The organism is Prosthecobacter gellanilyticus (assembly GCF_007992435.1).
GTDB classification, from domain to species: Bacteria; Verrucomicrobiota; Verrucomicrobiia; order Verrucomicrobiales; family Verrucomicrobiaceae; genus Prosthecobacter; species Prosthecobacter gellanilyticus.
The window spans coordinates 20,374-40,391 of the sequence record NZ_BKAG01000050.1 but is presented as its reverse complement, the minus strand read 5'-3'; the positions used below and the strand labels follow the sequence as shown (position 1 = coordinate 40,391).

Sequence of the window (20,018 nt, the reverse complement as noted above, 5' to 3'; positions counted from 1 at the left end):
ATCCTTGGTTACAGCGAGCATAAAGACTATGCTATTTGCTTTGAGCGTCCCAGGTGCATTTCGGGCATGACAGGGTGGAGAGGGGGCTGTTAGGCTGCGGGGCGCGGGACGTAATTTGAACCACCACCATGCGCTTTCTCTCTTACCTGGCCTTGTGCCCTTTGTTTGTGGCCGCCTTTTCTTTTTGTCAGGCGGAACCGGTGTCGCTCTTTGATGGGAAGACTCTGGAGGGATGGGATTTTGACCCGGCGATGTGGCGGGTGGAGGACGGGGTGATCACGGGCGGATCGACGACGGAAAAGATCAAGAAGAATGACTTCATCTCGACGAAGAAGGCTTACCAAAACTTTGAGCTGAAGCTGAAGATCAAATGCAGCGGGGATCCGAAGACGGGGATGATCAACTCAGGCATCCAGATCCGCAGTGTGCGGGATGGCGGGGCGATGAGCGGTTACCAGATCGACTGCGGGGCGGGATGGTTCGGCAAGATCTATGACGAGCACCGGCGGAACAAGGTGATCGCCGAGCCGCTGGATGCGGAGGCGCTGGCGAAGGTGGTGGATGTGTTTGGCTGGAATGAGTATGTGATCCGCGCCGAGGGGCCGCGCATCCAGACATGGATCAACGGTGTGCGCTGCCTGGACTACACGGAGACGGACTCGAACATCGCCCTGGATGGCCACATCGCGCCGCAGGTGCATAGCGGTGGGGCTTGCCTGGTGCAGGTGAAGGACGTGACGATCGAGGAACTGCCGGCGACGCCCGGAGCGCCGACGTGGAAGAGCGTAGAACGAGTTTTCCAACCCGGTTCCAAGAAATCTGCGGATGCAGGCAAAGCAGAGCGAGTTGGAAAACTCGCGCTACAACGGGACCTCAGCTACAATGCGGTGCAGGGCACGGCGCTGAGCGCGGCGGAGCAGATGAAGAAGTTTCATCTGCCGGAGGGCTATGAGATCGAGCTGGTGGTGCAGGAGAGCGAGGGGCTGGGAAAGTTTGTGAGCGTGTACTTTGACCAGCGAGGGCGAATGTGGACGCAGACGGCGCTGGAGTATCCGGTGGACTCCAATGAGAACCCGGCCGCTGCTGAGGCGGTGTATGCGGGGAAGGGGAAGGACAAGGTGCTGGTCTATCCGCGGGAGTCTTTGAATGGAAAGATTCCCGCGGGTGGACTCACTGATGCCACGGTGTTTGCCGACGGGCTGGCGATCCCGCTGGGCATCCTGCCCTGGGGGAATGGCGACACCTGCTATGTGCAGCACGGGCATGACCTGAAGCTGTACAAGGACACGAATGGCGATGGCAAGGCGGACACGTTTGACGTGGTGCTGACGGGGTTCGGCGTGCAGGACTCGCACCTGTTTCCGCATCAGTTCACGCGTGCCCCCGGCGGCTGGATCTGGATGGCGCAGGGTCTCTTTAACAACAGCCAGGTGCGCAAGCCCGGCAGTGACAAGGTGGTGGACTGGCCGAAGTGCAGCATGGCGCGCATGCGGCCGGACGGCAGCGAGTTTGAAGTGATCAGCACCGGGCCTAACAACATTTGGGGGCTGGTGATCACGGGGGATGGCGAGACGTTTATCCAGGAGGCGAACGACTATGGATATCCGGTGATGCCTTTCCATGAGTATGCCTACTATCCCGGTGGCATGGAAGCGCTGAAGAAGAGCTATCAGCCGGACTTCCCGCCGGCGGCGGAGTTTCGCATGGGCGGCACGGGGCTGAGCGGGCTGGCGCTGATTGAGAGTGGCTCTCTGAAGGACAAGAAGGCGGCGCATACGATGGCGGTGGCGAATCCGATCACGTCGAAGATCCAGACGATCGGGATGCATCGGGACGGGGCCTACTGGAAGCTGGAGCAGCTTCCGGATCTCATCACCTGTGATGATCCTTTCTTCCGGCCGGTGGCGCTGACGAACGGGCCGGATGGGTGCATCTACATTGTGGACTGGTATAACAAGATCATCTCTCACAACGAAGTGCCGCGGGCGCATCCGGATAGGGACAAGACGAGGGGGAGGATCTGGCGGGTGAAGGAAGTAGAACGAGTTTTCCAACTCGTTCCTAACGAGGTGGCCAAGTCGAAGGATGAACGAGTTGGAAAACTCGTTCTACAAACTCCTGACTTCACGAAGCTCGGGACGGATGAGCTTATTGGAATGCTGGGTACGGAGCCGGTGGGTCGGGCGCATCTGGCTTGGCAGGCTCTGGCGGATGATCATCGATTCACCAAGGAATCGATCTCGGACTTGGATCGGCTCGCCAACAATCCATCGCTGCCTGAAGCCAAACGAATCCAGGCTCTTTGGATTTTGAACTGGGCGTGTGATCCGCAAATCTGGATCGAGAGCTATCAGCATTCTGGGGAGAATCTGCGACGGGCTTTTGTGCAGAGCATTGGTGCAAATGCCACGTTCCAAGCTCGTTGTTTTCCTGAAAAAGCGCCACGTTACATGCCCGGGGAGATGGAAGACATTCTGGCTGTTTTGACAGGCAAGGAAGATACATCGCCTGCCTTAAGGCGTGAGCAGATTCTGTTGTGGGCGGCCCTTCTGCCGGAGTTTGACTCCACGATTCCCATCCAAAGCCTGCTCTCTTTTGCGAAACCTAGCCTCACCAACGGGTCGACGATGCAGTCGTCCCGAGGCAACAAACAGATTCCGGTGCGTGAAAACTATGACCGGGAGTTTGAGCGCTTCCTTGTTCGAATGTTTCTTGAGCGGCATCCGGAGGTTGTGGCTAAGTTTTTAGATTCAGAAGCGGCGGCGAAGCTGCCGGTGGAGGCGCGGGTGCTGGCGTCGCTGGCTTTGGAGCCGAAGGCGAGTGCCTCGCGGGTGGCGAAGCTGCTGCCGAAGCTGGACCGGGCGCCGAATGAGGAGGAGTTGCTGAGGCTGGCGCAGTTTCCTGAGGAGCCGGGAGTGGGGGAGGCGCTGAAGGCGCTGCTGACGAATGAGAAGTCTCGCGGTGTGGTGGTTGAAAAACTTTTGGTTCAGCGGACGAAGCTGGATGCGGGAAAGATCGGGCCGCTCTTAATCGAGATCGCACGCGCCATGCTCCTGAGTGCGGACGCCCCTGTCCGCGATCAGGCGCTAAGTCTCATTAGCGGCTTTCAACTCACGGCGCTCGAAGGTGATCTGGTCAAGCAAATGGAGTTCTTTAGATTTGCTCATTCCAAGGAGCCCGGAGGACAGCTTGTTTGGATTCAGCATATCTTGCATACCCTGCGTGACCTCCGCAGTGCGGAGTCTGAGCGTTTTGCGGAGGTGGCAAAATTCTATCTCGATGCACCGACCCGAGATGCCGCGCTCGAAGCTCTCGCCGCTTCTCGTGCGCCGGATGCGGGAACAAGGCTCTTCGAACTCTATCCTTCACTCCAACCGACTCAGCGTCGCAACGCTTTGAAGATGCTCTCTAGCAGCAAGGCGGGAGCGAGCGCGATCGTGGCAGCGTTGCTCGACAAGACATTACCGCAGGGGAATCTCGACGGGCCGACGGTGGAGCGGCTGGCGACGGTGCTGGGGGATGATCCGGCGCTGGAGAAGTTGCAAAATCAGTTAGGTGGGGTGTTTCGTGAGGTGCTGCTTTTGGACGGGCAGGACACCGCCTTCGTGGATTCGAAGATCACGCTGGACGGATCTTTCACCGTGGAGGCCTGGGTGCGGCTGGCGCCGGGGATTGGCAATGAGGATTCTTTGTTAGGCTCTGCGGACGGGATTCAGCTGAACTTCTTCCAGGCGAAGCTGCGGGCTTATGCGGGGCCGGAGCTGAGGGATGTGTGTGTGGCGGCGAAGCCGATGACGCCGGATCTCTGGACGCATGTGGCGGTGACGCGGGATGAGAAGGGGATCATCCGCATCTATCAGAACGGTGAGCTGGATGCGACGGCGACGAAACCTGCGCCGCAGAAGTGGGAGAACTGCAAGATCGCCTGGAGCGGGCCGAAGAAGGGGACTGAAGGTGCGATGACGGAGTTCCGGGTGTGGAAGACGGCGCGGAGTGCGGCGGAGATTCGTGGATCTTTTGACCGGAATGTAGAGCGAGTTTTCAACTCGTTTGGGCCGGTGATCAAGATCATGGGTGAGGGCATCACGTCGAAGAATGAACGAGTTGAAAACTCGTTCTACGGCAAAGGCGCGCGCATCGCCAAAACGATCGATACTCCACCGCTGCTGACGGAGGAGCAGGCGAAGGCGCTGGATGCGAAGTTTGCGAAGCTGACGGCGCTGGCTCCGAAGGGGGATGCGGCGAAGGGGAAGATGTTCAGCGCGCTCTGCATGGCCTGTCATCAGATCGGCAGTGCGGGCGGGCAGATCGGGCCGAACCTCAGTGGCGCTGGGGCGATGGGGCTGGAGGCGGTGCTGCGGAATATTTTGACGCCGAACGCTGCCATGGAGCCGGGGTATCGGATCTATCGTGTGGAGATGAAGAACGGGGATCTGATTGATGCGTTCTTTGTCAGCGAGGACAAGGAGGCGGTGGTCATCCGCCAGCCGGGCTTGCCGGATCGCCGGCTGAGCAAGGCGGAGGTGAAGGGGACGAAGTTCATTCGTCGCAGCCTCATGCCGGAGGGGCTGCTGGATGCGCTGCCGGAGGAGAGTGTGGCGGATCTGCTGGCTTATCTGATGACGCTAAAGGGGTAGTGACAAGGAGCGGCACTTGCCAAGTGCCGGGTATTGGGATCATGCCAGAATCAAGACGGGACTTGGCAAGTCCCGCTCCTTGCTTGAGAATGCCCGAACATGAAGTTTTTCAATCCTTTCGAGGAGGTTCGTGTGACGAGGAACCATCTGCCACATTGGCAGCAGACTGGAGCGACCTACTTCATCACGTTTCGCATGGTGGACTCGCTGCCAACGGAGATGCTTCAGGAACTGGAAACGGCACGTCTTAGATGGCTGGCGAGTCGTTCATCTCCGCTCGGACCGGAAGAAGAGGCTGAATATCACCGACTTTTCTCGGCGCGTATCGACCAATGGCTCGACAATGGACATGGCTCTTGTGTGCTCAGTCAGCCAGATCTGCGTGACTCGGTGGCGGATGCGCTCTCGTATTTTGATCAGCAACGATACGAGCTGCTGTCCTATGTGATCATGCCGAACCACGTTCACGGGCTGCTTATGCTGCATCCGGACTGGGCTTTGGAAAAAGTGCTGTTTACTTTGAAACGGCGAACGGCGGGCCTCATCAATGAACGGCTTGGTCAGCAGGGGCAATTCTGGCAGCATGACTACTTTGATCGTCTGATCCGCGATGGGGATCACTTGCGGAATGTGATTCGCTATATCCGGCGAAATCCCGCCAAAGCATTCTTGAAACCGGGGGAGTTCACTTTGTGGGAGGGGGAGCTTGCGAAGGGGGTGACCTAACGGAGAGGCACGTCCATTCCAAGCCGGGACTTGGCAAGTCCCGCTCCTTGGGACTTGGCAAGTCCCGCTCCTTGGCATAAGCCCTTCTCATGCCGACTTCTGAAACCGCCCCGAAACCCACCGCGCCTGCGGATTTGGAGATCAAAGACGCGCAGTTGATCTTCAATCATGTCTGGAAGCAGCTGGTGGCGGACTATGGTCGCGAGAAGCTGCGGTTTCCGAAGGAGCTGATCCTGCTCGGCGGGGCGCCTGGGGCGGGGAAGGGAACGAACACGGACTTCATCCGCCAGCTGCGCGGTATCACGGCGGAGCCGATCGTGGTCAGTGCGCTGCTCGACAGTCCGGAGGCACAGAAGCTGAAGTCGCAAGGCGGCATGGTGGGAGATCGTGAGGTGGTGGGGATTCTTTTCCGCAAGCTGCTGGAGCCTGAGCAGCAGAACGGGGCGATCCTGGACGGCTTCCCGCGCACGAAGGTGCAGGTGGAGTGTCTGAAGATGCTCTTTGATAAGATGGTGCAGCTTCGTCGTGACTTCCTGGACACTCCGGACGCGGCGAATTTCAAGCAGCCGATCTTCCACATCATGGTGTTGTTTGTGGATGAGGCGGAAAGCATCGCGCGACAGCTCAAGCGCGGCAGCGAGGTGCTGGCGCACAATGAAGAGGTGCGGCGCTCAGGTCTCGGCGAGCTTTGGGAAGAGCGTGCGACGGACTTCAATCCGGCGCTGGCACGCAATCGCTACAAGGTCTTCAAGGAGAAGACGTATGATGCGCTGGTCTCGCTGAAGGAGATCTTCCACTACCACTTCATCAATGCGCAGGTGCCGCTGGAGATGGTGCAGGAAAACATCGTGAAGGAGCTGGAGTATCAGAGCTCGCTGGAGCTGGATCCGCGCACCTTTGACCTCCTGCGCAAGCTGCCGCTGGCCAGCGAGATCATCCGTCATGCGCGGCAGGATCTGGTGCGCCGCCTGGACAGTTACAAGTTTGAGAAGCCTGAGCTGATGCAGGCCGTGGTGACCTTCATTGAGGAGAAGATGATGCCGATCATCGTCCGCCACGCCATCTCCGGCCGCGCCGACATCAATACAGAGGACAAGCTTTTCCATGATCCTGAGGCGCTGGCCATCCTCATCGACATCTTTTCTGAGCGCGGCTTCCACGCCAAGACCGACCTTCACGTCATCGAGATTCCCGACCGCTTTGACCTTCAGACCGGCAAGATCGAGTGCCGCAAGAAGAAGGTCTTTCGCCTCGGCATCCAGTTCAAGGGGTCGGAGATCCGGCGTGGATAGGCAGATGCAGCGTTTGGGTGTTCGTTGGTGAGGGAGTAATCGCGGGCTTCTCGCGCCCCTCCAGGGCGCGTTGAGAGAGTGTGACGACACCTTCGATGGTCCGGTGGTTCTCGCTCGCAAAGCCTCGCTTCACCACCGGCTAATGTCTTTCGTGCCTCCGGCACGCGATTCCCCCAGCGGGCTGACAGGCTGGCCGCGTAGCTTGTGCTCGTTGCAAGACTAACTGGATGCTTTACCAATCATTTATGTCCGCCCTCTATCTTTTAAATACAGATCAACTGCGCCTGGTGCGGAAGCCTGGCATTATTCCTCAAGGCGAACTACTGGAACCGATCGACGGACAAGGTGCCGTGGCCAAGGCATTCGGCACGATTGATCGTGTGCTGCAGGGAGATTCTGGCGACAACTCATGAGTTCTTCACGACTCGATTTTAAGCTGCAGGCCCGGGCGACGGGTTCGCGGGCGCGTGCGGCGACGTTCAGGACGCTGCATGGGGTGATTGAGACGCCGCTGTTCATGCCGGTGGGGACGCAGGCGACGGTGAAGGCGCAGACGCCGGAGTCGCTGAAGGCTTCGGGATCGCAAATTTTGTTAGCCAATACCTATCACCTGCTGCTGAGGCCGGGGGGGGAGGTGTTTGAGAGGATGGGCGGGATTCATAAGTTCATGAAGTGGCCGGGATCGGTGCTCACGGACTCGGGCGGGTATCAAATCTTCTCGCTGCCGAACTCGCGGGCGATGACGGAGAAGGGCGCAGTGTTTCAGAGTTATGTGGACAACCGCCGCATCCTGCTGAGCCCGGAGCTGAGCATCCAGATGCAGCGCAGCATCGGCAGTGACATCATGATGGTGCTGGACCAGTGCATCCCAAGCACGGCGGACGAAGCGGCGGCACGCGAGGCGTTGCAAGTCACGCAGCGCTGGGCGGCACGCAGTCTGGCCGCGCGTGAAGACTCGCCACAGTCAATGTTCGCGATTGTGCAGGGAGCTTTGTATCCTGAACTGCGCAAGGAAAGCGCGGCGGGCCTGATTGAGATGCCGTTTGACGGGTTTGCCATCGGTGGTCTGGCCGTGGGCGAGGAGAAGCATCAGCGCGAGGATGTGTGCGAGCTCACGGCGGCGCTGCTGCCGGAGGATCGGCCGCGTTACTTGATGGGTGTGGGTACGCCGCTGGATCTGCTGGAGGCGGTGCATCGTGGGGTGGACATGTTTGACTGCATCATCCCCACGCAGGTGGCGAAGCGAGGCACGGCCTTCACGTCACGCGGGATCGTGGAACTGCGCAGGTCGGTGTTTAAGTTTGCGGACACGCCGCTGGACGCGGCCTGCAGCTGCCCGGTGTGCGTGACGCATTCGCGAGCTTATCTCCACCATCTCACGAAGACCCAGGAGACGCTGGGCTGGACGCTGGTGGGGCAGCATAACATTCATTTCTACCATCAGCTGATGCGTGAGGTGAGGCAGAGCATTTTGGAAGATCGGTTCCTGCCGCTGTATCATGAGAAGCGCGCCTTCCTGCATGAAGAGGACACGGAGCATCCGGTGAAGCCGCCGAAGCGCCAGAGCGCGGAAGTGGTGGAGAAGATCGGCCACTACCGGCTGCATCGCGATGAGGAGAATGGTGTGAGCATTCGTCATGCTGAGACGAGTGAGGAGGTCATCACGGAGGTGGATGCGAACCAGCATCCTGAGCTGGTGCAACTCATGCGGAAACTGCCGGTGCTGGATGGTGAGGAAGCGCTGCCTTTGGTGGTCTGGGATGTGGATCTGGGTTCGGCGGCTACGGCGCTGGCAGCTATTGTCATGTATGAAGAGGCAGCTGGTCGTGGTCCGGTGAGGCCGCTGCATCTGGTGAGCTTTACGGAGGACCTTTCGCCTCTGAGGCTGGCCCTTTCGCATAAAAGGCACTTTGGCTATCTCAGGCACGGCGCGGCGGACACGCTGGTGCATCGCGGAGCTTGGAAATCGAGGTATCGCCATGGATTGAGCTGGAGCCTGATGCTGGGGCCGATGGATGAGATGATGAAGGATGCACCGGGACCTCCGGAGGTCGTTTTGGGTGGAGGTGGCTTGTCAGCCGCAGCCAGACTTGCTTTTCACCCCCCTAATCTTGGCATCACCACATCATCCCGAGATTGATTTCTCCAGGGAGTTTCGTTAAAGGGCTGGTTCCCAAGTCAACCGGGGGCCGGGATCTCCCAGTCCCGTCCTCCTTTCGTTTTTCCCATGGCTGATGCTTCCTCCCATTTCCCTGCGACGCGCTGGACGCTGCTCCAGGCGCTGCGTGAGGGCACGGAGGCGGATGTGAAGGTGGCCCTGGAGGCGCTGTGCAAAGCGTACTGGACGCCTCTCTACATCGTGGCCCGTCAGAGTGGCTTGAATGTGCATGATGCCGAGGACTCGGTGCAGGGCTTCTTCGAGTCTGTGCTGCAGAACGAGGCTTTGCTGAAAGCTGATCAGAGCCTGGGCAAGCTGCGTTCGTTTCTGCTGGTCGCGTATGAGCGTTACCGCATCAAAGTCTGGCGCAGCAAGACGGCTCTCAAACGCGGTGCGGGTGTGGAGCCGCTGAGCTTTTCATCCGGAGACGGGGCCGAGGAGCGCTATCTACAGGTGGCTTCCGAGGGAGCGGACATCGAGACTCTCTACAACCGTGAATGGGCGCGCAGCCTTCTGGAGCGGAGCCTGGCAGCGCTGCGGCTGGAGTATGTGAGCCAGGGGCAGGAGGAGCGATTCGGACTGTTCATCGTGTATCTGACGCAGACGGTGAATGATGAGACGCTGGCGCAGGCAGCCGTGAAGAACGGCATGAGCTACGCGGCGTTTCGCCAGAGTGTGTTTCGCATGCGCCGGCATTACCGGGCGCGGATTGAGGATGAGCTGGCCCTGACGCTGGGCACCCGTGATGCGGATGTGATCCGTCAGGAGATGCTGGATCTCTTCAAAGCTTTCTAAGGTCCTCCGGACATGTCGAACCCTCACTACAACCTCATCGCGGGCAATGAGCGGGACATCCTGGCGCAGATGATCGCGGATGAGGAGATGCAGGAAGCCGGGGTGGATGGATTCATCGGCCCGTACCGGCTGGTGGAGTGTCTGGGCGAGGGGGGATTCGGCTTTGTCTGGCGTGCGGAGCAGACGGAGCCGGTGCGGCGCGATGTGGCGCTGAAGGTGCTGAAGCGCGGCATGGACACGGCGCAGGTGCTAGCGCGGTTCAGCCTGGAGCAGCAGGCGCTGGCGAGCATGGAGCACCCGCACATCGCGGCGCTGCTGGATGCAGGTGTCACGCATGACGGGCGGCCGTATTTTGCCATGGAATTGGTTCGCGGCAAGGCGCTGACGGACTACTGCCAGGATAAGGCGCTGCCGTGGCAGGATCGAGTGGCCCTGTTCCGGGATGTGTGCGGCGGTGTGCAGCATGCGCACCAGAAGGGGATGATCCATCGCGACCTGAAGCCCTCCAACATCCTGGTGGCCGAGGTGGATGGAAAGCCGGTGCCGAAGATCATCGACTTCGGAATCGCCAAGGCGATGACGGGCATGCCGATGCAGGAGGCTTTCTTCACGCGCGTGGGGCATGTGATGGGCACGCCTCTCTACATGTCTCCGGAGCAGCTCGCCGGGAGCAAGGACATCGACATCCGCAGTGATGTGTATGCGCTCGGGGTGCTGTTTTATGAGATGCTGACGGGGTCTCTGCCCTATCACTCCCTGGTGAAGGAGACGACGAGCGTCACGGAGATGCTGCGCATCCTCAATGATGAGCGGCCTGTGCGGCCCTCCGTGAAAGTGACGGAGACGGTGAAGATGACGGCAGTGCGCGAGGCCATGCAGCAGAAGGCACTGAAGCATGTGACAGGGATCCCGGTGGATCTGGACTGGATCATCCTGAAGGCGCTGGAGAATGAGCGCGACCGCCGCTACGACAGCGTGGCCTTGCTGATGGCGGATGTGGAGCACTTCCTGCGGGATGAGCCTGTGCTGGCACGACCTCCGAGCCTTTCGTATCTGGCCGGACGATGGATCAAGAGAAACCGGCTGGTGTTTGCCGCCGCCTGTGTGTGCCTTTGCGCGATCTGCGGCGGCGCGGCCGTGGCGCTGTGGCAGGCGCATGAGGCGCGGCTGGCACAGCGTGTGGCGGAGACGGAGTCTGCACGCGCCCAGCAGGAGTCAGCCCGCGCGCAGCAGGCGGTGGGTTTCCTGACGGCGATGCTGGACCGCGTGGCCACGGAGATCTTCAACGGCAGGAATCCTGAGGCGATGAAGCTGGCGCTGGAGAACAGCCAGCAGACGATCGATGAGCTGAGTCATGACCCTGCGCTGCAGGCAGAGCTCTACAGGCGTGTGGGCTGGCTCTATGAGGCCATGGGCGAGCGCAAACTGGCGCTGCCTCTGATCCAGGCGCACATGAAAGCGCTCGGCAAGATTCATGGGCGCGACAGCCAGATCGCCCTGGACGCAGAGCTGGCCTTTTTGACCAAGACGATCGATCATGGGGCGAGGAGTTCCGCGCCGCCCTTGGTGGAAGATCTTTTGAAGCGATTGACTGAGCAGGGAAAGGGGCGCTCGGGTTTTTGGTTCATGACCAAGCGGCAGCTGGTGCGTGCATGGACCAAGCTCGAACAGCCGGTGAAGGCCTCGAAAGCGGCGCGCGAGGTGCTGGAGGAGATGAAGGGACTGGACCTGCCTGCGACCACTGTTTTCAGTGTCAGGGCGTCCTGCATCGATGCGCTAAGGGAGGCCAAGGAGTATGACATGGCGGAGCGTGTGGCCGCGGATGCGCTGGAGATGCTGCGTGATGAGCCGACCATCAAAGGGCGCCATGAGTGGGTCGAAGACAAGCTGATCGAGGTGATGCGCGATCGCGGCCATTTCCAGAAGGCGATGGACGTGCTGGCAGCCCGGGTGGAGCGGCTGAAGATCCAGGGCGGAGATGATCCGAGGCCGCTTATCACGGCGCTGCTGGCGCTGGGGGTGGCGGCCTCCAATGCTGGGAAGGTGGACGCGGCCATCCAGCATGCGAGCGAGGCGCATGCGACGGTGTCCCAGCTCGCACCCACGGCCGAGGCCTTGAAGACTCCAGGAAGTCTGCAGACGCTGCGTGATGCGCAGGTGGATGCGCTTTGTGATCTGGCCAGCTATGAAAGCCGCGCGAAAAAGCACGTGGAGGCCATCGCCCATGCGCGTGAGGCCTACCGCATCGCGGACGAACTGGGGAATGTGACGCGCATGGGGGAGTCTCTGCAGCGGCTGGCGGATGCGCAGACCCAGGCCGGGGATCTGGACGGGGCTTTTGAGACTTACCAGCTGAGCAGCGAGCGCTCAGGCAGACGCGGGGCGAACTACCTGAGATGGCATGAGGATCTGCAGTCCATGTGCGAGATTCGTCTGAAGCAGGGCCGTGCCGAAGAGGCGCTGAAACTGGCGGTCGAGCTGTGGCACAAGGAGATGGAGAGCAAGGAGGCCCGTGCTGACAAGGGGCACCTCTCCGGGGTGGCGAGGCTGGGGCTGAATTGTCATCAGGCGTGGGTGAAAAAGCATCCTGGGGAGACGGGGCCGGCCGAGGTGGAAGAGTGGCGGGAGGTGGTGAAGAGGAGGTGAGGGGGATTTCTGATTGATGATTTATGATTGATGATTTGTTAGGCTGGTGGAGAGTCCTTCGCCAAGGCTTCGGACTCCAGGGTGGTGGATGATTACGGTGTCCAAAGGGGCCGAATGGGACTGTTTGCTGGAGACGAAAACGAGGGGAGGGTGGAGGGCTATGAGTGCGCTTTTTTACAGGAGAGCTGGAGTTTTGGAGGATGGGAAGGGGCAGGAGCCGTTGACGGTTCGTCCTTCGCAGAATGCTTCGGAGAATGGATGGTTTACAGTCGTTTACCGTTGTGGACGGTGGTTTCAGAAGCGGGAGGACCGATCCGAGGCAATCCGACTGGATCCGACGTGGAGGAGGGGGCGATGGTGGATGGAGTTGGCGGAGTCGTGGGCTCATCACACGGAGTGTGATGGCTACTTTGCTGGCGCGCTTCACTGCGGGACGCTGGGCAGGAATCCGAGTCGATCCGACTGGATCCAACCTGGTCTTGAATGTGTGCGGGGGGGGAGGACCTCGGGGTGCACAGGTCGATCCAAGTCAATCCAACCAGATCCAACCTGTTTTTGGGACGGCGGAGGAGGGTGTGCTCGGATTTTCCAAAGCCAATGCTGGCACGATGCATGGTCAGTGGCGTTGTTTGGGGCATCTTTAGCTATCTCACATGTTGATCCGTCTTTTCGGCCCTGGTTTTCTTTTCGCGGTTTCGTCGCTTTCGGCGGGGACGGTGCATTTCAGCCGGGATGTGCTGCCGATCCTTTCGGACAACTGCCTGAGCTGTCATGGGCAGGATGAGTCCCACCGGAAGGCGGATCTGCGGCTGGACACGCATGAAGGCGCGCTGGCGGTGATCAAGGCGGGGAAGCCTGAGATGAGTGATCTGATCGCGCGCATCATCACGAGTGATCCGGATGAAATCATGCCGCCGCCGAAGTCTCACAAGGCGGCGCTGAAACCGGAGCAGGTGGACATTTTAAAGCGCTGGATCAGCGAAGGCGCAGTGTGGGGAAAACACTGGGCTTTTGAGAAGCCGGTGAAGCAACTGGCGCAGGGGCATCCGGTGGATCATTTTGTGAAGGCCCGCCTGGCCAAGGAAGGGCTCTCCCTTTCGCCCAAGGCGCCGGCGCACACGCTGAAGAGGAGGTTGTCGTTTGATATCACCGGGATGGCTCCGGTCGAAGAAAGACACGGAGACGCGGAGAAGGGGAGACACGGAGAGGAAGAACGGAAGACAACTGGAGATGGCGATGGCCAAGTTGCAGTGGTCTCCGCGTCTTCCCTCTCCGTGTCTCCGCGTCAAGCCTCCGCAGGCTCAGGAAGTTTCGATTATGAAAAGCATGTGGATACCCTGCTCGCTTCGCCGCACTTCGGGGAGCGAATGGCGATGTGGTGGCTGGATGTGGCGCGGTATGCGGATACGGACGGGTTTCAGGCGGATGCCACGCGGACGAACTGGCCCTGGCGTGACTATGTGGTGGAGTCCTTCAATGCGAACAAACCCTTTGATCAGTTCACGCTGGAGCAGTTTGCGGGAGACCTGATTCCGAATGCGACGCCTGAGCAGAAGCTGGCGACGTGCTTTCATCGCAATCACATGACGAATGGCGAAGGTGGTCGCGACAAGGAGGAGTCGAGGATCGATTATGTGATCGACCGTGTGAACACGACGGGATCAGCGTGGTTGGGTTTGACGTTAGGCTGCACGCAGTGCCACTCGCACAAGTTTGATCCCATCACGCATGCAGATTATTACAGCCTGAACGCGTTCTTTAACAGCATCGATGAAGATGGGGCGGCGGGCTCGAATGCGAAGCCGTACATGAGCTATCAGTCGCCCCATGCGAAGCGTGCGGTGACGGAGGCGCAGGCACTGGTGGATGAGCGTAAGCCGGTGGAGGCGAAGGCACGTGAGGATGCGCAGAAGCCTTTTGAGATGTGGCTGGAAGCGAAGCGCCAGAATGTGAGGAGCGGCTTTAAGGCCTGGCATGTGCTGCGCGGACATGTGGAGTCCCAGGAAGGCACGATTTTGACGACGCAGAAGGACGGCAGTGTGCTGGCGAGCGGGCCGAGCTTGAAGCAGGATGACTACCGGCTCGTCACGGGGGTGAAGCTGCCGCGCGTGATGGGCCTGAAGCTGGAAGTGATGCCGGTGAACGGGGTGCTTTCACCTGGGAAATCAGGCGAGTTCATTCTGACGGACATCAAGGTGCAGGTGCGCAGGCGGGGGAGCTCGCAGATCCGTGACATCGTGGTGGCGGATGCTGTGGCGGACTTTGAAGGCGGCAAGAGCAAGGCGCGTGAGTATGGAGCCGTAGCAGGCACGCTGGATGATGATCCGCGCAATGGCTGGACGACGAAGACGGGGCCGAAGGACAAGCCGCACACGGCGCTGTTTGCGCTCAAGGAGCCGCTGATGCTGGAGGTAGATGAGGAACTGATCTTTGAGCTGCGGCATCGCTCCACGGACGGGGATGCAAACATCGCGCGCTTCCGTTTGTCAGCCACGGACCAGGCCGGGCCGGCGGTGCATGAGATCGGTGCTGCGCCGCTGGAGCAACTGGCGGCGGCTTCTGAGGTGGGTGAAAAGCTGCGCGAGCGCCTGTTTGCGCAGTTCCTGGAGGATCATGCGCCTTATCAGGTGGCGAAGGAGTCGCTCGCTCGTGCAGCGGCACAGCTCAAGGAGGTGAATTCCGCGGCGGGCAAGCTGAATGTGATGGTTTTGGCCGAACGAAAAGTGCCGCGAGACACCAACATCCTGGTGCGTGGTGTGTGGGACAAGAAGGGTGAGAAGGTCACGGCCGGTGTGCCGCCGGCGATCGCTCCCTGGCCGGAAGGGCTGGCGCGAGATCGTGCGGGACTGGCGAAGTGGATCACCTCCAAGGACAATCCGCTGACGGCGCGCGTGTTTGTGAATCATGTGTGGCAGATGCTTTTCGGGGCAGGGCTGGTGCGCACGCCGGATGATTTTGGTCTGCAGGGGCAGCGGCCCACGCATCCGGAACTGCTGGACTGGCTGGCGGTGGACTTCATGGAGCATGGCTGGGATGTGAAGCACCTGATCAAGCTCATCGTGATGAGTGAGACGTATCAGCAGAGTTCAGAGTTCGCTGTTCAGGGTTCACCGTTGGATCCAGAGAATCGTTTGTTAGGTCGTGGGCCGAGGTTCCGGCTGCCTTCGTGGATGCTGAGGGATGCGGCGCTGGCGGTTTCAGGACTGCTGAATCCGGCGCTGGGTGGGCCGCCAGTGAGGCCGTATCAGCCGGACGGTGTGTGGGAGGAGAACTTCATGGGGCGCTTCACCTATGCGCCGAGCGAGGGTGATGCGCAGAACCGGCGCACGCTGTATGCATTCTGGCGGCGGAGCATCGCCCCGACCTTTTTGTTTGATAGCGCGCAGCGTCGTGTCTGCGAGGTGGGCATGACCCGCACGAACACACCGCTGCAGGCGCTGACGCTGCTGAATGACCGGACCATCCTGATGGCGTCCCGGGAGCTGGCGCGGCAGATGCTGGAGATGAAGGACAGTGCGAGGCGTCTCGACTGGCTCTACGAGCGGGTGCTGGCGAGGGCGCCGGAGGCTGATGAGCGTGCGGTGCTGCAGCGGGAGTGGCAGCGCGCGCTGGCGCACTACCAGAAGGCACCGCAGGAGGCGGCGGAGTATCTGGAAACGGCCTCTGACCAGGGGAAATCTCTGGCTGAGCTGGCGGCGGGATCCCTGGTGGCGACCCTGGTTTTGAACCTGGATGAGGCGATCACGCACGAGTGATCCAGGGCGGCGCGGCTGGTGGGCGGCACTCCGACGTTGATTTCCGGGTGTCACTCGTCGAAAGGGATGGCCTTCCAGGCCCGTTTGCCGTCTCCCTGATTTTCCAACCTCCACGACCCCCATGACCTCCGAAGAAGCCAAGACCCAGCTCGACAGCCAAGTGCGTGAAATCATCAACTGGCATTTCTCGCCGGAGACAGGCTGCCCCTTCTGGCTGGACTGGGCGAAGAAGAACTTTGACCCTCGCGGTGTGGTGAACAGCTATGAGGACATCGTGGCGAAATTCCCGCACTTCCAGGATGAGTGGCTTCGCGATCTGCAGCCGGAAGTCTGGGTGCCCGCTGCCTTCAAGGGCAAGCCTTTCAACATCTTTGAAACCGGTGGCACCACAGGCATGCCGAAGCAGCGCATCGGCTGGAACGACTTCCGCGTGGACTATGAAGAGTTCAGCCACAAGCTGAAGGACGAGCATTTCCCCAAGGGCGAGTCCTGGATCATGGTGGGCCCCACGGGGCCGCGTCGTCTGCGTCTGGCGGTGGAGCATCTGGCGAACTACCGTGGCAGCGCCTGCTACTTTGTGGACCTTGACCCGCGCTTCGTGAAGAAGGCGATTTCTAACAAACAGTTTGATGTGGCCCGCCAGTACATGGACCACGTGATCGACCAGGCGGTGCTGATTTTGAAGAACCGCAAGGTGTCCGCCATCTTCACCACGCCGAAGCTTCTTGAGGCGCTGGCGGAGAAGATCGACCTCTATGCCGCAGGCATCCGCGGCTGCTTCGTGGGAGGCACCACGATGACGCCGCAGTATGTGCGCTTCATTGTCGAGGAAGTGCTGGAAGGCCGCATCGGCTTCTACCCGACCTATGGCAATACTTTGATGGGCCTGGCCGCCAGCGTGCCGATCCTGCCTGAGGATAATTTCTCCGTGACCTACTATGCGCCGCAGCCACGTGCCGTGCTGCGTGTGGTGGATCCGAAGCAGACCGAAAACACGGTGGACTATGACCAGTGGGGCCGCGTGGAGCTGACGACTCTGACGAAGGAGTTCTTCATGCCGCGCTTCCTGGAGCGTGACGAGGCCATGCGCCGCAAGCCGCGCGCTCCGTATGCCTGGGATGGCGTGGCGGATGTGCGTCCGTTTGGTGCCATGGAGAAGACCATCGTCGAGGGCGTGTATTGATCTCAGTGGCGCTTCCCAACTTCTCCTGGCCTCAGGTGACTGAGGCCGGGGGCAGGGAGATGCTACTAAAGGGTAATCCCCGACAGGCAAGGTTCTTGCTTGCTCTTCCCCCGCTCATGCGGTGGATTGATTGAACACGCTGATGCCCGACGAGCTTTTCTCCTCCTCTCCCGGTAATCCTGATTCCACCTACATGGTGGAGGATCTGGCTTCGGATGATTCCGCGCCCAGAACAGAGGCGGGAGATGAAGGAACCCCGACAATGCCGATGGATGACGACACTCTGAGCCAGGGCAGCGAGACCCGCGCTGCAGGCACTCCAAGCACGGCTCTGGCGGCCAAAGATCTGGGCGAGTCAGGATTGGAGCAGTTCTTTGAGACCTCCTTCACGACTCCTGAAGCCACGAAGGCGGCGGTCAATTCCTTGATCGAGAGTTTCGATGACAAGGGGCTGTGGCTTTCCTCCCTGGTGCAGCCTGCGCAACTGACCTCTGAGCTGCGCCAAGGGTTCGCGGATCTCACCACGCTGGTTTTGACCCAATGGGTCCGGCAGGGAGAGACGCACAAGCTGAAGCAACTGGGTGATGCCCTGCTGGCCGAGGAGCCGAGGCAGCAGACTCATGAAAGCGCGCGCATCATGGCGGTGGTGGCTGGACTGCTGGGCATCCTGCGGCCGGTGCTGGCGCAGCGCCTGCTGGTGGCAGCGGCGCCGAAGATGATCAATGCGGCTGACACGGCGTTGATGCGGGATGCCCGCCAGTGGGTGGATGCTGGAGGTCTGCTGGAAGGCTGTGTGCCGGAGGAGAGGGTGTTTTGGAACCGTCGTTTGCGGGAGCCTGCGGGGGACTGGCACTGGGACACCACAGAAGCGCGCATGGCGCTGGGGCATCTGGCGCGCAAACGCCCTGCCGAGGAGGTCGATCTGAGTCTCTTCCAAAACACAGTTCCAGGCTGCTGGTGGGATCTATGGCGTGATCCAGAAGCTGCGGCGGCTTCCGTCAAGGCAGCGCCTCAACCCGTGAAAAAGTCCCGGGGTGGTTTTGGTCTGGGGCTTGTCCTGGGTGTGGCTGCCACGGCGGCCCTGGCGTGGCTGGGATACACCAATCTGCCTGAGGCCAAGGTCAAGGAAGTGCCTGTCTATGTCACTCAGATGGTCGAGAAGAAGGTGGAGGTCGAGAGGCCTGTGACAGCGGCTGTTTCCACCGCTGCTGTGCTGGTGGAAGAGGCTGAGCCGGCACCGCCGATCCGCGAATCCCTGCGCAAGCTGCAGGCGCTGCTGAAGAGGGCGCCTTCACCTTTGTCCAAGGCCAGGTCCGTGGCAGTGGCTGAAAAGCCTGCCTTGCTGGCCGTGGCGGCCGCGAGTCCTGCGGCGCGTGTGGCACCTGCGGAGTCAGGTGGCCTGACGAAGCTGGAGGCACGCAAAAAAGCCGCGCTGGAGTTTGCCAGCCAGCATCAGGACGTGGCCCGTCTGGTAAGGCTGGTCAAGGACGGTACTTTCCGTGAGAACGAGCGGCTGATTCAGGGCGGGAGCAGTGTGGCCGCCATGGGAAGCCCGGCTTACAAGGAGATGATCCAGTGGCTCATCCTGGATCCGCCCGAGCGTGCGGATTCCCGGCTCGTGGTGACAAAGATGGCGCTGCGTGCCATCCCGGCTGCGGAAGCCATCCCGCTTTTCGATCTTTGTTATTACGAGGGCTCGCCGAATCAGATCGAGATCAAGGAGTGCAGCCAGTTGCTGCTGGAACTGCCAATTCAGGACATGCAGGCGGACCATAAGGCGCTACTACAGGCCATTGTGGCCCAATGAGACATGGGCGGGCTTGAATGGCTCTGCTCTTGACGTGTCCCGCGGTTGCGGCCAATACGCGGCCTTATGATCGAAGTCACACCTGTCGGCACACACGTTTCTGTTTGGGGCGAAGGCCCTATCTGGCACCAAAACCGACTCCTCTATGTGGACATCGAGTCCTACAAGATCGTGGCTTATGACCCCGTGACGCAGACTGAGAAGCTCTGGGATGTAGGCCAGCGAGTGGGCACCGTGGTGCCGCGTGCCAAAGGCGGTCTCGTGTGGGCTGGTGACACAGGCATCTATTTCCTCAATGAGGCGACAGGCGAGAGCACCTACATCGGTGATCCGGAACCCAATATGCCGGACAATCGCTTCAATGATGGCAAGTGTGATCCTGCCGGTCGTTTCTGGGCGGGGAGCATCTGCTTGAAGAAACAGCCGGAAGGCTCGCTGTACTGCCTGCACACGGATCTGCGGATCGAGAAGAAGTTTGGTCCGGTGACGAACTCCAACGGCATCATCTGGAGCAAGGACGCGAGCACGATGTTTTACATCGACACCCCGAGCAAAAAGGTGCGCGCCTTTGACTTCGACCGAGAAACCAGCGCCATCTCCAACGAGCGGGTCATCTGGGACACAAGCGCGGATTCCAGCAGCCCGGACGGCATGACGATCGACAGCGAGGACCGCCTGTGGATTGCCTTCTGCCATGGGGCGAAGGTGGTGTGCTTTGACCCAGGGACGAGAAAGGTGGTCGACCAGATCAACTTCCCCTGCGTGGAGACTACCGCCTGCGCCTTTGGTGGTCCGGATCTGGGGGATCTCTACGTCACTACCGGCCTGAAGCCCGGGCTGACGGAGGAACTGGCCGGACGCCTGTTTGTCTGCCGTCCGGGTGCCCGTGGGGTGCCTTCGGATGCCTTCGCGGGCTGATCTTGGCGGGGAGTGGGAACTGCGTTCAATCCGTGCGTCCTGGGGCTGAAGGCCCCATCGGGCAGGCATGGGGCGTGTATTGGCCCTTGCTTTCCCCGCGC

General features: G+C 60.5%; 11 protein-coding genes. All 11 read left to right on the top strand.

The window, feature by feature from the left end; translation table 11 throughout:
* Positions 1-128 precede the first annotated feature (128 nt).
* The 11 genes from BGE01nite_RS23735 (at position 129) to BGE01nite_RS23690 (ending at position 19,917) form a co-directional block, all read left to right on the top strand.
* On the top strand, positions 129-4,637 hold the full coding sequence (locus tag BGE01nite_RS23735) for a PVC-type heme-binding CxxCH protein (RefSeq protein ID WP_146854424.1): 4,509 nt from the start codon (positions 129-131) through the stop codon (positions 4,635-4,637).
* A gap of 99 nt (positions 4,638-4,736) precedes the next feature.
* Positions 4,737-5,363: a transposase gene (locus BGE01nite_RS23730; RefSeq protein ID WP_146854422.1), complete on the top strand. Its 627-nt coding sequence runs from the start codon at positions 4,737-4,739 to the stop codon at positions 5,361-5,363.
* A gap of 89 nt (positions 5,364-5,452) precedes the next feature.
* Complete coding sequence (locus BGE01nite_RS23725; RefSeq protein ID WP_146854420.1) at positions 5,453-6,655, top strand: nucleoside monophosphate kinase; 1,203 nt, start codon at positions 5,453-5,455, stop codon at positions 6,653-6,655.
* Between the two features lie 245 nt (positions 6,656-6,900).
* Complete coding sequence (locus tag BGE01nite_RS29120; RefSeq protein WP_170267010.1) at positions 6,901-7,068, top strand: hypothetical protein; 168 nt, start codon at positions 6,901-6,903, stop codon at positions 7,066-7,068.
* A complete protein-coding gene (tgt, locus tag BGE01nite_RS23720) occupies positions 7,065-8,795 on the top strand; it encodes a tRNA guanosine(34) transglycosylase Tgt (protein ID WP_146854418.1) in 1,731 nt (576 codons plus the stop codon). Before BGE01nite_RS29120 ends, tgt begins: the two co-directional genes overlap by 4 nt.
* A gap of 87 nt (positions 8,796-8,882) precedes the next feature.
* Positions 8,883-9,608, top strand: coding sequence for an RNA polymerase sigma factor (locus tag BGE01nite_RS23715; protein WP_146854416.1), 726 nt, complete (start codon positions 8,883-8,885; stop codon positions 9,606-9,608).
* Positions 9,609-9,620: 12 nt separating this feature from the next.
* Positions 9,621-12,254, top strand: a complete 2,634-nt coding sequence (locus BGE01nite_RS23710) for a serine/threonine-protein kinase (RefSeq protein WP_146854414.1) — start codon at positions 9,621-9,623, stop codon at positions 12,252-12,254.
* A 653-nt stretch (positions 12,255-12,907) separates the two neighbouring features.
* On the top strand, positions 12,908-16,009 hold the full coding sequence (locus BGE01nite_RS23705) for a PSD1 and planctomycete cytochrome C domain-containing protein (protein ID WP_146854412.1): 3,102 nt from the start codon (positions 12,908-12,910) through the stop codon (positions 16,007-16,009).
* Between the two features lie 121 nt (positions 16,010-16,130).
* Positions 16,131-17,192 carry a phenylacetate--CoA ligase family protein gene (locus BGE01nite_RS23700; RefSeq protein ID WP_146854410.1) on the top strand — a complete coding sequence of 354 codons (1,062 nt, stop codon included), beginning with the start codon at positions 16,131-16,133 and terminating at the stop codon, positions 17,190-17,192.
* 142 nt (positions 17,193-17,334) lie between these two features.
* A complete protein-coding gene (locus BGE01nite_RS23695) occupies positions 17,335-18,999 on the top strand; it encodes a hypothetical protein (protein ID WP_146854408.1) in 1,665 nt (554 codons plus the stop codon).
* A gap of 66 nt (positions 19,000-19,065) precedes the next feature.
* The gene (locus BGE01nite_RS23690) at positions 19,066-19,917 is read left to right on the top strand and encodes an SMP-30/gluconolactonase/LRE family protein (RefSeq protein WP_146854406.1); all 852 of its coding nucleotides are present in this window, start codon (positions 19,066-19,068) and stop codon (positions 19,915-19,917) included.
* Positions 19,918-20,018: the final 101 nt, after the last annotated feature.

Bases quoted from the DNA above. Each gene is read 5' to 3' on its own strand.
- BGE01nite_RS23690 (WP_146854406.1), top strand. From the start codon at position 19,066: ATGATCGAAGTCACACCTGTCGGCACACACGTTTCTGTTTGGGGCGAA.
- BGE01nite_RS23725 (WP_146854420.1), top strand. From the start codon at position 5,453: ATGCCGACTTCTGAAACCGCCCCGAAACCCACCGCGCCTGCGGATTTG.
- BGE01nite_RS23710 (WP_146854414.1), top strand. From the start codon at position 9,621: ATGTCGAACCCTCACTACAACCTCATCGCGGGCAATGAGCGGGACATC.
- BGE01nite_RS23700 (WP_146854410.1), top strand. From the start codon at position 16,131: ATGACCTCCGAAGAAGCCAAGACCCAGCTCGACAGCCAAGTGCGTGAA.
- BGE01nite_RS23695 (WP_146854408.1), top strand. From the start codon at position 17,335: ATGCCCGACGAGCTTTTCTCCTCCTCTCCCGGTAATCCTGATTCCACC.
- BGE01nite_RS23715 (WP_146854416.1), top strand. From the start codon at position 8,883: ATGGCTGATGCTTCCTCCCATTTCCCTGCGACGCGCTGGACGCTGCTC.
- BGE01nite_RS23730 (WP_146854422.1), top strand. From the start codon at position 4,737: ATGAAGTTTTTCAATCCTTTCGAGGAGGTTCGTGTGACGAGGAACCAT.
- BGE01nite_RS29120 (WP_170267010.1), top strand. From the start codon at position 6,901: ATGTCCGCCCTCTATCTTTTAAATACAGATCAACTGCGCCTGGTGCGG.
- tgt (WP_146854418.1), top strand. From the start codon at position 7,065: ATGAGTTCTTCACGACTCGATTTTAAGCTGCAGGCCCGGGCGACGGGT.
- BGE01nite_RS23735 (WP_146854424.1), top strand. From the start codon at position 129: ATGCGCTTTCTCTCTTACCTGGCCTTGTGCCCTTTGTTTGTGGCCGCC.
- BGE01nite_RS23705 (WP_146854412.1), top strand. From the start codon at position 12,908: ATGTTGATCCGTCTTTTCGGCCCTGGTTTTCTTTTCGCGGTTTCGTCG.